Here is a 13,880-nt window from a genome sequence, read left to right as displayed (position 1 = left end):
ATCATGAAAAAGATATTTCTATTATTTACAGCAATTAGTTTCCTGTCTTCATGTGAGTTAGACAGAGAGCCATTTAATTCTTATACACAAGATAAAATTCAGGAAGATAAAGAGGCTTCAATTGAAGTTTTATTGAACGGATGTTATGCACAGCTAAAAGGCTGGTCTGACGTGATGCACAGAGTTGGTGAATATCCTGGAGACAATATTATGATTAGAGGAACGTCTACTGATGCTTTTTATTCTTTTATTTCCTATCAACATGTTACTAATAACGGACGTTTATCTGTTTTTTGGAACAACAGTTATAAAATTATTTCACAATCAAGTGATTTAATTAAAATTATTAAAGAAGGAGAAAGTGATGCTGTAGATCAGCAATTGGGAGAAGCATATTATTTAAGAGGAATGATTTATTTCTATTTGTGTAAAACTTATGGAAGACCTTATGCGCAATCTCCTGAAACTAATTTGGGGGTTCCAATTGTAAATGGTCTTCCGGCAGATTTAAATAATTTGACTTTGCCAGACCGTTCAACTGTAAAAGACACTTATACCCAAGCAATCAATGATTTGAAAAAAGCAGAATCATTAATGAATGTAAATAAGACTGCCGCTTACGCAACAAAAGAAGCGGCTCAGGCAATGCTTTCTAGAATCTATTTGTATATGAGCGGTACTTATGAATCGCCAAATCAAGAGTATGCAACCCAATCTATTGAATATTCAAATAAAGTAATTGCGAGCGGTCGCTACAATTTATTAAGCCGTGCGAGTTTCATGAAATACAATACTTATGCACCTGATGCTCCAGAACAAACAGAAACTATTTTTGCAGTAAAACAAGTTGCATCTGAATTCTCTGGTTATGATCACTATTACGGAATTGGCGGTATGTATGCCAACATTCAAGGGCAAGGCTGGGGAGAAATGTATGCCAGCGCTAAATATCTAGATTTACTTCGCAAAGCGGGAGGAAAAAATGACGCACGCTGGGCTTTTATTGATCCGCAATATGCTACAGATGCTGCAGGAAACAAAACAGAAGCTTTCCGTTTTATCTATGATGTCTTTAATGCTGGAGGAACACAGACAGGATACAACTACATGCAGCAACCTTTAAAACGTAATCCTGATGGTTCTTTTTTCATAACTATCGGAGCTACAAATTACAATTTGACAACTGTAAATGCTGCAGAAAATCAATATTCAATTGTGTACGAAGGAAAAACATATACTGGCGAAAAAGATTACATGATGCTTTTGAACCGTGTTTACCCAATGTACTATATTACAAAATGTTCGCTTCAGGATAATGATTCACACTTACACTCTCCTATTATTTCAAGATTAGCCGAGATGTATTTGAATCTTGCTGAAGCTTATGCCAAAAAAGGAGATTATAGCAACGCCTTAACCAATTTAAATAAGGTTCGTGAAAGAGCCATTATAGGCGGCAGTTATACTTCTTTAAACAGTACAAACGCTGTACAAAGAATTGATGAAGAACGTCAATTAGAATTGGCTTTTGAAGCACACCGTGGTTATGATGTGTACCGAAACGGACAAACTATGACGCGTCGTTATCCTGGCCCGCATTTACCAATGAATGACGTTCCAGCAACAAGTTTAAGAGTAGTGCAATACATTCCGCAATCAGAAATTAATGCTTATCCGGGTACTTTGACCCAAAACCCATAATCGTTTTAGATTTGTTTATTGTTTTTAACAGCCTCTCTAGTTGTAAAGATTAGAGAGGTTTAAAAAAAGTTAATCATTCAATACTTACTAATGAAAAATTTATTTAACCTGATTTTAGCCTTTTCACTTGTATCTTTTTCTTGTGCAGATCACAATGAAACTGATATAGAAAACAATGCTCTGAAAAATCCGAAAACGGAGATTTCTTTACCATTGGCAGGAAATGCATACAGCTCTAAACATTTAGAAGACAACAACACGATCACAGACAACGGAATCGAGAATTGGAAAAATGCTGCCGAAACCTTTACTGTTTATTTCAGAATTTTTAAACCGGGAACTTTTCAGATTGCTGTAGAAGAATCTGTGGAAGTTTTCGGAAAATCGGAGATAGAATTTTCAATCCTTAATGAAGCCAAAAAAGTTACTTTCAATACTTCAAAGAAAACAGTTGTCATTGGAAATTGGAAAATCAATCAGGAAGGTTATGTGGCACTGAAAATAAAAGGAATTAGTAAAAGCGGGGATCGTTTTCCATCCATCAATAGATTAAAAATTTCCAGCGCTGATTACGAAGGAAAAATTTCTTATGTTCCAAATAACGAAGGTAATTTTTATCATTGGGGACGACGCGGCCCATCTGTTCACTTAAACTATCCTGTTCCAGAAAACATAAATGCAGAATGGTTTTACAATGAAATTACCGTTCCTGAAAACGAAGACAAAATTGGTTCTTATTTTATGGCAAATGGTTTTGGCGAAGGTTATTTCGGAATTCAAGTAAACTCGCCAACCGAAAGAAGAGTTTTGTTTTCGGTTTGGAGTCCATTTAGTACCGATGACCCAAACAGTATTCCAGAATCACACAAAATCAAAATGCTTAAAAAAGGCGAAAATGTGCATACAGGAGAATTTGGAAACGAAGGTTCTGGCGGACAAAGCTATTTAAAGTACAATTGGAAAGCAGGTACAACTTATAAATTCTTACTTAGAGGTTTTCCAAACGGAGATAATACTACAACATATACCGCGTATTTTTTCGCTCCAGAAGCAAACAAATGGATGCTAATTGCCAGTTTTAAACGTCCAGAAACCAATACGTATTTAAAGAGGTTTCACTCGTTCTTAGAAAATTTTATTCCGGAACAAGGCGATTTATCTCGTAAAGTGTTCTTCAACAATCAATGGGTTTGCGACGAAAAAGGAAAGTGGACAGAAATTAATACTGTTCGATTTACCAATGACAATACAGGAGTTAAAGAATATCGTATGGATTTTGCCTGTGGATCTGAAGAAGGCTTTTTCTATTTAAAAAATGGAGGTTTTTTCAATCATTATACAATACCAAAAACTAACTTTACAAGACCTCTCAACAATAAAAAACCAGAAATAGATTTTAATAATTTACCGTAATACATGTTTAAAATTAGGCTTAATTTTCTTTTTACCATTAAGACATTAAGTAATTTAAGCCAAGCTTTATGAACTTAATTTCTTAATGGTAAAAGATTCAAAAAAATAAAAAATTCAGTATTTCCGATAGTATAAAAACTATCAAAACATTTAAAAACAAATTAACTATGAAAACCAGTAATTTAAATTTCATTTTAGTCGCATGCATTATGTTGTGGGGAACATTTGCATCGGCTCAAATGATAAAAACAAAAACTCCAGCACGCGCTAAAGGTCAAACCGATGTTTTACGTTTGGCATCGCCAGCGATTCCAACGGTTCGTGTTGCTTTTATCGGACTTGGTATGCGCGGTCCAGGAGCCGTAGAACGTATGACACATATTCCAGGTGTTGAAATTGTGGCGTTATGTGATATGACACAAGAAAACACAGCAAAATCAAATGAAATTTTAACGAAAGCTGGATTTCCAAAAGCACAAGAATTCTACGGAGACGAAAATGCCTGGAGAAAAGTTACGGCTTTACCAAACGTAGATTTAGTTTATGTTGCGACAGACTGGCTTCATCACGCATCCATTGGTGTTCAAGCTATGAAGGACGGAAAACACGTTGCTATTGAAGTTCCGGGAGCTTTAACAATGAAAGAAATCTGGGAACTTATTGATACTTCTGAAAAAACTCGCAAACACTGTATGCAGTTAGAAAACTGTGTCTACGATTTTTTCGAATTGACCACTTTAAACATGGCACAACAAGGTGTTTTTGGAGAAATTCTTCATGCTGAAGGTTCTTATATTCATGGTTTACAGCCTTTCTGGGGAGAATACTGGAACAACTGGAGAATGGATTACAACATCAAACATCGAGGTGATGTATATGCTACTCACGGAATGGGACCAGCTTGCCAGGCTTTAAACATTCACCGTGGCGACAAAATGAATTTCTTGGTTTCTATGGATACAAAAGCGGTCGGAAATCCTGCTTACATCAAAGAAAAATCTGGAAAAGAAATTAAAGATTTTAGAAACGGAGATCATACCATGACTATGATACGTACTGAAAATGGAAAAACAATCCAGATTCAGCACGATGTAACTTCTCCTCGTCCGTACAGCAGAATGTATCAATTGAGCGGCACTAAAGGTTTTGCAAATAAATATCCTTTAGAAGGTTATGCTTTAGATGGAAAAGAATTAAGTGATGATGTTAAACCAAACCACGAAAAATTAAACGCACACTCTTTTGTTCCTGAAGAAGTGAAAAAAGCATTAATGGAAAAATACAAACATCCTATAACAAAAGGAATCGAAGAACAAGCTAAAAAAGTTGGCGGTCACGGCGGTATGGATTTTATCATGGATTACAGATTGATTTACTGTCTCCAAAAAGGACTTCCTTTAGATATGGATGTTTACGATTTGGCAGAATGGTCTTGCTTGGGTCCATTAACCGAAATTTCATTAGACAATAATTCTGCTCCTGTTGAAATTCCAGATTTCACTCGTGGAGGATGGAATAAGTTGAAAAAATTAGAATTTTCAGAATAAATATTTGGTTAGTTATAGAAGATAAGAGGGCGAAATAAAAAATCGCTCTCTTGTCTGTTTTTATGTTATTCAATGAAATAAAAATGGCTGTTCAAAATATTGAACACCCTGTTTAATTTTGAAAATTAGCTTCGGAGAAGCGCCATATTTATAGCAAAGAAAAGACGTGACAACACGAAGCTCCAGCGGAGCGACATATTTTTTGACAATCTTTAATATATGTCGCTCCGCTGGAGCTTTATTCTAGGTGGTAAATAAAATTGCTATAAATATGACGCTTCTCCGAAGCTTATAAAAAAAGCTGTCTTTTCGAGACAGCTTGCTTTATAATATTCATTTAAAAATTAGTTCCAGTTAAAACTAATTTTCTTTTCGATTTCACTGCTTAAACTTAAAAACACTGGGCAAGTCATTGCTGCGCGTTCTAGAATTGTTCTACTTTTTTCATCGGCGTTGCTTTTCATACTAAAAACAATTTCGATTGCGCCAATTCTTCTTGGTTCAGCATTCATAATCTTTGTTACTTCAGCAGTTGAACCTACAAAATCAACTTCTAAATCACGGGCTTTAATTCCCATAATCGTCATCATACAGCTTGCCAAAGCATTTGCCACAGTATCTGTTGGAGAAAAAGCTTCTCCTTTTCCGTTGTTATCTAATGGTGCATCAGAAATGATTTCGCTTCCTGACTGCACGTGAATTGAACTTGTTCTTAAATCGCCTAAATAGGTTACTTTTGATGTCATTAATTTGCTACTTTTAAAGTTAAGTCACTATCGTAATATAAGATGTACACCCCTTTGTTAGCGTGTCCTCCATCTTCTTTTCTATAATATTGAAATTTATTGTCTACTTGCTGCGTAGTCATCAAATCAGCTGTTTCCTGAAATGTTTTCCCTTGTACTAAACGCATCATTGTGTCAAACGTTACATCAAATCCTCTTGTTGCGTAAGTCGTTGGATTGGCTTTGTTTTTAAGACGATATTGTTTTTCATAAATTAAAACCGATTGCTCGTCGCTTTCACGAGTTACAGATGGATACATTAATTTCAGCTTAACCAAATTATCAAAATTAATTTCATCTGTATCTAATGTACTGTTTGGTTCCAAAATAACCAATTGCACCTGACATGTTTTTTGAGAATCGAGTAAAGCCTTTATTGTAGCTTTCACCATTGCTGTATTTCCAGTTTCCATCACTACATAATTCATTCGATTTGGTATCAATAAGCTTTTTAAATTCGCCGCATCCAAACCACCTGTTTCGGTTAAAGAGGCAAATGCAACTCCTCTTTGATTTTGCTTGATATAGTTGATAATCGATTCTTTTTTCTTATCAACTACTGCTACAATATTTCCATTTTTAGAACGCATATAATCAAAAACCGAATTTCTGATTACATCATTTGCAGGAATAGATTGGTATAAATTATCAATTGGATTTGCGCTATCTTTTGATAATGGCGAAATCACAGGTACGTTATACAAACGAAGCGAATTTGCAGCAGCTTCGGCATTATTTTGATAAAATGGTCCAATTACTGCATCAGCGTCTTGAAGTTTAGTAATTAATCCCGAAACATTAGAACTTGTTTTAGTTTCCTGAGAATCATAAATAGCAACATCAATTGGAAGTTTCAATGTTTTAGCAGAATCGATTGCCATCATAGCACCAGAATAAAAATCCAAAGTCATATTTAAGAACTTATCATTTTTAATTCTATTAGCCGTTCCAGAAGTATCACTTTGTACTTTTGCTAAATTAAACGGAAGCAATAAAACTACTTTTTTACGCTCATTTGCGCCTCTCTTTTTAGTTAATTCAACAATCTCAACATTATCATTTTCTGTTGATTTCACTTTATCGATAATTCTAATACCGCCGCCTGTACTTTCTACAGGTTTACTACTTGAAGTTTCAGCTGGTACCTGAGCTGCAACAATCGCAACTGGAGCTAAATATCCAGTAGGAACCTTTAAAACCATTCCTTCCTTTACACCTTCAGAAAGTGACGGATTAAGCGCTGTTAATTCATCTTGGCTCAAATGGAAAGTACGTGATAAACTATACAAGGTTTCTTTCGGTTTCACTTGATAATCCATATAAGTTACCGCCTTTTTAGAAGTTTCAGCAGGCTTTTTATTTTCAGCAGGTTTTATTGTTTCTGCTGGAGCATTATCCGTTTTTGGAGCAGTTCCTTTAATGGTCAATCTGTAACCAACAGGTAAATTTGCGACAATATCTGGATTGCGTTTTTCCAATTCGTCAACCGTAATATTGTATTGTTTTGCAATACCAAATTTGGTTTCTTTTGGCTGTACATCATGATACACATATTTTTCAGCACCTTTTTCTTTTGCAGGTTTTGCTGTCGATTTTGGAGCAGATCCTTTAGCAGGAATTACCAGTTTTTGTCCAATTTGAACACCTGTTTTTTCTAAAAATGGATTTGCCGCTTTTAAAGCTTCATCTGAAATTCCGTATTTGTGCTCAATGCTGTAAAATGTTTCTTTAGGCTGTACTTCATGAATAATATCTTTTCCAGAAGATACCGCGGTTTTGGTTTCAGCAACATCTTTTTTCACTTCTCCTGCCGCAGTTGGAATTAACAACACTGTATTTGCACTTAAACCCGTTCTGGCATCTGGGTTAAGTTTGTAAATATCATAAGGCGTAACCTTAAATTTTTGGGCAATCTGATTAATCGTTTCGCCGCTTGATACTTTATACTTCACTACTTTTTCCTGCGAAAAAGCACTTGAACTAATAAAAAATACAAGGGAGAATAATGTTAAATAGTATTTCATAATATGGCTTAAAACAATTTAATTTCTAATTCAAAAATATCTCACAGATTTACTCCAAAGCAAAATTCGAGCCGTTTGTCTCTCCATTCAAAAATCATCTCAAATCGATTTCTACTTTAGCAATTATGATTTCTTTATATAACTCATCTTCTTCTTTTTTCTTGCATTTATAAAGTACTTCTTCCATGTTTTCGAATTTATCGCTGTAAACATAGTACGAAAGACTGTTAATATTAAAAAAGAAACTAGCATTAAAATCGCCAGAATCAATGAGTTTCATAATAAGCTTATCTCGCTCAACTGCGTCTGTAAATATACCCAAAACTAAGTAATACCCATTCGAAACTTCTCTAAGATTATCATAAACTTCTACTTTTACTGTTTTATCAGGTCTTAACGGATTGTCTTTCAATTCCTGTCTCATTTCTTCTACTGAAATTGTTTTCGAATTTTCGACAGTATTATCTTTATTCTGTTTTTTGACCACTTCGTCCTGGTATTTTTTCAGTTTAACCAAAGCCAATTTATCGTCAAATTTTCGGGCTTCCATGCTGTAATAAGAAGCTTTGCTGATATGTCTTTTTACCTCAATTTTTTTCTGATTGTCTAATGAATCAATTTTAGCAATTAAAAGCTGATTTTGCGCATCGCCTTTCTCCTGCTCTATTTTATATCGTTTAATTTCTTCTAAAGATAAACGTTGCTGCAAAGGTTCTGTATTCGATTTTTTCTCGCTTTCGCGGATTTTCTTTTTGTATTCCTGATTTTCTTCAACCGCAATTTTCTCTACTTTATTCATTAAACCGGCATATGCTTTTCGATTTTCTGCCAATTCTTTTTTTAATTGAGAAGACAATTCATTGGTTTTATTAATGCCCTCAAAAGATTGTTTTTCTAATCTTTTTGATTCGTCTACATTCAAAATATCCATTCGCTTTAATTCTTTCAAATCATTGTTCATAGAAGTAACGAGTGAATCTAATTTTGCCATTAAAACATCCTGTACATTTTTATTAGCTTCTAAAACCAGACGCAGTTTTTCGACCGAGTTTTCTTTAGAACCATTCATATCGTTCAGATTCACTTTCAAATCATTAATCTTTATGATTTTCTGATTCATTTCTTTCTGAACAACCAAACGGTCTTTCAAATCTTCAATTTCAACTGTTTTGGCTTTTGTTTTTTCAACCACAACTTGTTTTTCAGCCAAAGCCAACATTAGTTCTTCGCTTTCGTTTGCTGGCTGAATTCCTTTCGTATTAATGGCTAATTTATTTCCAACAATTAATCCGTTTACGATCTCAGGATTTTGTGATTCTAACTGATCGATTGAAATTCTATATTTCTTTGCAATTGAAAACTTGGTTTCCTTTGGCTCAACAACATGAAAAACAGTTTCCTGATTGATGACACGAACTCTTCCATCCAACGTCTTTCTTTTATTAGGAATTGAAATGGTTTGTCCGATTTGCAATCCATTAATTAAAATGTCTTTATTAAGATTTTCTAAATCCTGAACCGATACATTATATTGTCTGGCAATACTGAACAAAGATTCTTTTGCCACAACCTGATGCATTGTTTTTGAAGAAATAGCATTTTCTTGTTTAGAGGAATAATCTGAATTTTGAGGAATAATTAATTCCTGTCCGATTTGAAGTCCGCCAGCAAGAATTTCCTGATTGGCATTTTGAATGGCTTCTACCGAAACATGATATTGTTTTGATAAACCAAACAGTGTTTCTTTTGGTGCAACAATATGAGTTTGCTGCTTTTCTGTACTAATTTGTTGGGAGGGATGAACTGGAATCTTTAAAACTTGATTATCCTTGATTCCGTTTTGCGATTCGGGGTTGAGTTTGTAAATCTCATCTAAAGAAACCTTATACTTTTGGGCAATAAAATAAGCGGTTTCACCTTTTTGAATCTTGTGCTCGATAATTGAATCTTGCGCAATTATTTTGTTAAAAGACAAAATAAAGACAAGAGAAATTATTAAAAGTTCTCTCATAAATAGTAGGTTATAAAAAATTAAGGCCTTACAAATGTAAGACCTTAATTTTAAAATATGCTACTATTCCCACTCAATTGTTGCTGGTGGTTTTGAACTAATATCGTAAACAACACGATTCACGCCTTTTACCTTGTTGATAATGTCGTTTGATACTTTCATCAAGAAATCGTAAGGTAAGTGAACCCAGTCAGCAGTCATACCATCTGTTGATTCTACAGCTCTAAGCGCTACTACTTTTTCGTAAGTACGCTCATCGCCCATAACTCCAACAGAGTTTACAGGAAGCAAAATTGCTCCAGCCTGCCAAACTTTATCGTATAATCCCCAAGATTTTAATCCTTCAATAAATACAGAATCAACATCTTGCAAAATTTGTACTTTTTCCGGAGTAATATCTCCTAAAATTCTGATTGATAATCCTGGTCCTGGGAAAGGATGTCTTCCTAATAATTCAGGATCTATTCCTAATGTAGCACCAACTCTACGAACTTCGTCTTTAAACAACATTCTAAGCGGTTCTACAATTTTTAATTTCATATAATCTGGCAATCCACCCACGTTATGGTGTGACTTAATAGTTGCAGATGGTCCTTTTACCGAAACAGACTCAATAACGTCTGGATAAATTGTTCCCTGAGCCAACCATTTTACATCTTCTAACAAGTGTGATTCATCATCAAAAACTTCGATAAATACACGACCAATTGTTTTACGTTTGGTTTCTGGATCACTGATTCCAGCTAATTCACCAAGGAAACGATCTCCAGCATCTACACCTTTTACGTTCAATCCCATTCCTTTGTATTGATCTAATACATTTTGGAATTCGTTTTTACGCAAAAGTCCGTTGTTAACGAAAATGCAATATAAATTTTGTCCAATCGCTTTGTTTAATAAAACTGCTGCTACAGTAGAATCTACTCCTCCAGATAAACCAAGAACTACTTTATCGTTTCCTAGTTTTTCTTTTAATTCTGCTACCATTTCATCAACGAAAGCATTTGGAGTAAAGTTTTGAGGAACTTCAGCAATTTTTACCAAGAAATTTTCCAACATCTTTTTTCCATCAGTAGAATGATAAACCTCTGGATGATATTGAATTGCATAAGTAGTTTCGCCTTCTATTTTGTAAGCTGCATATTCTACATCATGCGTGCTTGCTAATTTTACCGCATTTGTTGGAAGCGCTTTGATACTATCGCTATGGCTCATCCAAACCTGGCTGTTTTCTGAAACTCCTTCAAAGAAAGTTTCACCTTCTTTAATATAAGACAAGTTTGCTCTTCCGTATTCTCTTGTGTTTGAAGCGGCTACTTCTCCACCACTAAAGTGTGCTAAATATTGTGCTCCGTAACAAACAGCAAGTAAAGGCATTTTACCTCTAATTTGCGATAAATCAGGATGTGGCGCATCTTCTCCTCTAACAGAGAAAGGGCTTCCTCCTAAAATTACGGCTTTATAACTTGATAAATCACTTGGAATGTGATTGTAAGGAAAAATTTCGCAGAATATATTTAATTCGCGAACTCTACGCGCAATAAGCTGAGTATATTGCGATCCGAAATCTAAAATAAGTACGTTGTGTTGCATGCGCAAAAATACTTTTTATTCTCGAAATTGAAAAATCGGAACGTTGAAAAAAATATTTTTTTTTTCAACGGAGCTTTTAAGATGTTAAGTCACTAAAATTCTGAGTTTTATTTTTTATTAAAAAAAAGAAAAAACTTAGTTACTTAGAATCTTAACAACTTATTATCTTCGCAAAAAATCCAAAAACCACTTTATTTCGTATCTAACGAAAAACCCAATTAAATTTAACTATGAAATCAAAATTTATTGCCTTGACAGTTTTCTTGTCAATTTTTTTAAGCTCGTGTAACACGGTTGATGATTTGTTAAGCTTCAACATTTCTAATTCAACTTCGATTAAAATCCAGAGTACTTCCCCAATCAATCTGCCTTCGGAAATCATCACTCCGGAAGTTACAACCAATTCTTCGGCTGAATTTGAGAACAACAAAACAAAAGCAAGTTTAGTAAAAGATGTAAAAATCAGATCGCTAAAATTATCTATTAGCGATCCTTCTGACAAAACTTTTACATTTTTAAAATCAGTTCATATCTTTATTTCAACCACAAATTCGGATGAAATAGAATTGGCTTATCAAGACAATATTAATGTCTCTACAAATTCAATCGATTTGATTTGTACCGATAAAAAATTAGATCAATACATTAAAGCAGACAGCTACAAAATTAGAACTCAGGTAACCTTAAAAGAAACTTTAACAAAAGATGTTACTGTAAAAGCAGACATGAAGTTTAGAGTTACGGCAGATCCATTTTAATCTAAGATGCTAAGGCACTAAGATACTAAGGTTCTAAGATTATTAAATATAGAGGTTCAGAGGAATAGATTTTATTCTTCTGAACCTTTTTCATTTACAAGTTAAAATAAAAAAACTTAGCATCTCAGAATCTTAGCATTTTAGAAACTTTTAAAACAAATCTTTTCCTTAAATTTATAGAACTATACCAATATTACTTTTACATCCTAACCACATGTATTTAAAATATAGTATTAAGAAAGTAAACTAAACCAAAGCCAATGTTTATACTATCGAAATATTAATTTTAAAAATATAATCATGAGTAAAATAGTTGCTGAACAATTAGTTGACATGTTGGTAGAAGCTGGAGTAAAACGCGTTTATGCGGTCACTGGCGACAGTTTAAATCATTTTAATGATGCAGTTCGCAGGAGTGGCAAGATAAAATGGATTCATGTTCGGCACGAAGAAGTTGGAGCTTATGCCGCAGCAGCCGAAGCCGAATTAGATGGTTTTGCGGTTTGCGCTGGAAGCTGCGGTCCTGGCCACGTTCATTTAATCAACGGATTGTATGATGCACATCGCTCTCATGTTCCTTTATTAGCAATCGCTTCTACAATTAATACAGGTGAAATGGGAATGGATTATTTTCAAGAAACCAATACTATTAAACTCTTCGACGATTGCAGCTACTACAATCAAATGATTATGACTGCCGAGCAAGCTCCTCGTATTATACAAACAGCCATACAACATGCTTTAGGCAAAAAAGGCGTTGCTGTTATTGGTTTGCCTGGAGATGTTTCTCAATTAAAAGCAGTTGATAGCAATATTTCAACACAGTATTTTCATTGCAATCCTGTCATTAGGCCTTCAAACAACGAACTGCTGCAATTAGCAAAAGTAATCAACGAAAGCACTAAAATAACTTTATTCTGTGGTATTGGAGCTGAGAAAGCACACGATCAGGTTGTGCAATTATCACATCATATCAAAGCTCCTGTTGGATATTCTTTTAGAGGAAAAATGAGCATTCAGCCTGATAATCCCAACGAAATAGGAATGACTGGTTTGCTGGGTCAGCCCTCTGCTTATCATAGTATGCACGAGTCCCATTTGGTTCTATTATTAGGAACTGATTTTCCGTATGATAAATTCATGCCTTCCGACAACAAAATTATTCAGATTGATACCAGTACGGAACGTTTAGGAAGAAGAGCCAATCTTTACATGGGATTATGCGGCGACGTTGCCGATACAATTGAAGCCTTATTACCTCTTTTAGAATCTAAAACCGATGATAGTTTTTTACAGGCACAGCTTAAATTATATGCCAGCGTAAAAGAAAACATGAATACCTATATTAATGACAATGGCGGAGAAGACACTATCCAACCCGAATATGTGGCTCATATCATTGATAAATTGGCTTCTCAAGATGCAGTTTTCACTGTAGATACAGGAATGACCTGCGTTTGGGGAGCGCGTTTTATTAAAGGAACTGGAAAACGAAAAATGCTAGGTTCTTTTAATCACGGATCAATGGCTAATGCAATGCCAATGGCGATTGGAGCATCTTTGGCACATCCAGAAAGACAAGTCATCGCAATGTGCGGCGACGGAGGTTTATCTATGCTCTTAGGCGATTTAGCAACGATTCATCAATACAATATTCCTATCAAAATTATTGTTTTTAATAATCGTGCTTTAGGAATGGTAAAACTCGAAATGGAAGTGAATGGTTTACCCGATAACGAAACGGATATGGTAAATCCTGATTTTGGTTTAATTGCTCAGGCAATGGGATTTCAGGGCATAAATGTTCACAAACCTGAAGAAGTTCAAGGAGCAATTGAGAATGCTTTTCGTCATAACGGACCTGTCTTATTAAATATCTTCACCAATCCGAATGCACTGGCGATGCCTCCAAAAGTTGAATGGGAACAAGTTATTGGTATGGCAAAATCAATGACAAGATTAATGCTGGGTGGTAAAATGGAAGAAGTTTTAGACACCATTAAATCCAATTACAAACATTTAAAAGAAGGCATTTAAGCTTAATCAAA

Annotated in this window: 9 protein-coding genes; 5 read left to right on the top strand and 4 right to left on the bottom strand. The window is 34.6% G+C overall.

Annotated features, from left to right (window positions below):
- The first annotated feature begins 3 nt into the window (after positions 1-3).
- The 3 genes from P2W65_RS12940 (at position 4) to P2W65_RS12930 (ending at position 4,661) form a co-directional block, all read left to right on the top strand.
- Positions 4-1,701, top strand: coding sequence for a RagB/SusD family nutrient uptake outer membrane protein (locus P2W65_RS12940; protein ID WP_289666067.1), 1,698 nt, complete (start codon positions 4-6; stop codon positions 1,699-1,701).
- Between the two features lie 90 nt (positions 1,702-1,791).
- Positions 1,792-3,114: a DUF3472 domain-containing protein gene (locus P2W65_RS12935; RefSeq protein ID WP_289666066.1), complete on the top strand. Its 1,323-nt coding sequence runs from the start codon at positions 1,792-1,794 to the stop codon at positions 3,112-3,114.
- Positions 3,115-3,323: 209 nt separating this feature from the next.
- A complete protein-coding gene (locus tag P2W65_RS12930) occupies positions 3,324-4,661 on the top strand; it encodes a Gfo/Idh/MocA family protein (RefSeq protein ID WP_289666193.1) in 1,338 nt (445 codons plus the stop codon).
- Positions 4,662-5,005: 344 nt separating this feature from the next.
- On the opposite strand, the gene P2W65_RS12925 is transcribed toward P2W65_RS12930, so the two are convergent.
- The 4 genes from P2W65_RS12925 to guaA all read right to left on the bottom strand — a co-directional run bounded on the left by P2W65_RS12925 (position 5,006) and on the right by guaA (position 11,074).
- The gene (locus tag P2W65_RS12925; RefSeq protein WP_289666064.1) at positions 5,006-5,407 is read right to left on the bottom strand and encodes an OsmC family protein; all 402 of its coding nucleotides are present in this window, start codon (positions 5,405-5,407) and stop codon (positions 5,006-5,008) included.
- On the bottom strand, positions 5,407-7,470 hold the full coding sequence (locus tag P2W65_RS12920; protein WP_289666062.1) for a PBP1 and LysM peptidoglycan-binding domain-containing protein: 2,064 nt from the start codon (positions 7,468-7,470) through the stop codon (positions 5,407-5,409). Before P2W65_RS12920 ends, P2W65_RS12925 begins: the two co-directional genes overlap by 1 nt.
- Before the next feature lie 94 nt (positions 7,471-7,564).
- Positions 7,565-9,481, bottom strand: coding sequence for a LysM peptidoglycan-binding domain-containing protein (locus P2W65_RS12915; protein ID WP_289666061.1), 1,917 nt, complete (start codon positions 9,479-9,481; stop codon positions 7,565-7,567).
- Positions 9,482-9,544: 63 nt separating this feature from the next.
- Positions 9,545-11,074, bottom strand: a complete 1,530-nt coding sequence (gene guaA, locus P2W65_RS12910) for a glutamine-hydrolyzing GMP synthase (protein ID WP_012024443.1) — start codon at positions 11,072-11,074, stop codon at positions 9,545-9,547.
- Positions 11,075-11,304: 230 nt separating this feature from the next.
- Here guaA and P2W65_RS12905 point away from each other — a divergent pair, with 230 nt between their 5' ends.
- Entirely contained in the window at positions 11,305-11,832 is a 528-nt protein-coding gene (locus P2W65_RS12905) for a hypothetical protein (RefSeq protein WP_289666059.1), read from the top strand.
- 300 nt (positions 11,833-12,132) lie between these two features.
- Positions 12,133-13,869 (top strand): thiamine pyrophosphate-dependent enzyme, encoded by a 1,737-nt coding sequence (locus tag P2W65_RS12900; protein WP_289666057.1) that lies wholly within the window; start codon positions 12,133-12,135, stop codon positions 13,867-13,869.
- Positions 13,870-13,880: the final 11 nt, after the last annotated feature.

It is taken from the genome of Flavobacterium panacagri (genome assembly GCF_030378165.1).
Classification (GTDB): Bacteria; Bacteroidota; Bacteroidia; order Flavobacteriales; family Flavobacteriaceae; genus Flavobacterium; species Flavobacterium panacagri.
Note: the sequence above shows the minus strand (reverse complement) of the source record. Positions and strands in the feature narration are given on the sequence as shown.

Bases quoted from the DNA above. Each gene is read 5' to 3' on its own strand.
- P2W65_RS12940 (WP_289666067.1), top strand. From the start codon at position 4: ATGAAAAAGATATTTCTATTATTTACAGCAATTAGTTTCCTGTCTTCA.
- P2W65_RS12930 (WP_289666193.1), top strand. From the start codon at position 3,324: ATGTTGTGGGGAACATTTGCATCGGCTCAAATGATAAAAACAAAAACT.
- P2W65_RS12915 (WP_289666061.1), bottom strand. From the start codon at position 9,481: ATGAGAGAACTTTTAATAATTTCTCTTGTCTTTATTTTGTCTTTTAAC.
- P2W65_RS12925 (WP_289666064.1), bottom strand. From the start codon at position 5,407: ATGACATCAAAAGTAACCTATTTAGGCGATTTAAGAACAAGTTCAATT.
- P2W65_RS12900 (WP_289666057.1), top strand. From the start codon at position 12,133: ATGAGTAAAATAGTTGCTGAACAATTAGTTGACATGTTGGTAGAAGCT.
- P2W65_RS12905 (WP_289666059.1), top strand. From the start codon at position 11,305: ATGAAATCAAAATTTATTGCCTTGACAGTTTTCTTGTCAATTTTTTTA.
- P2W65_RS12920 (WP_289666062.1), bottom strand. From the start codon at position 7,470: ATGAAATACTATTTAACATTATTCTCCCTTGTATTTTTTATTAGTTCA.
- P2W65_RS12935 (WP_289666066.1), top strand. From the start codon at position 1,792: ATGAAAAATTTATTTAACCTGATTTTAGCCTTTTCACTTGTATCTTTT.
- guaA (WP_012024443.1), bottom strand. From the start codon at position 11,074: ATGCAACACAACGTACTTATTTTAGATTTCGGATCGCAATATACTCAG.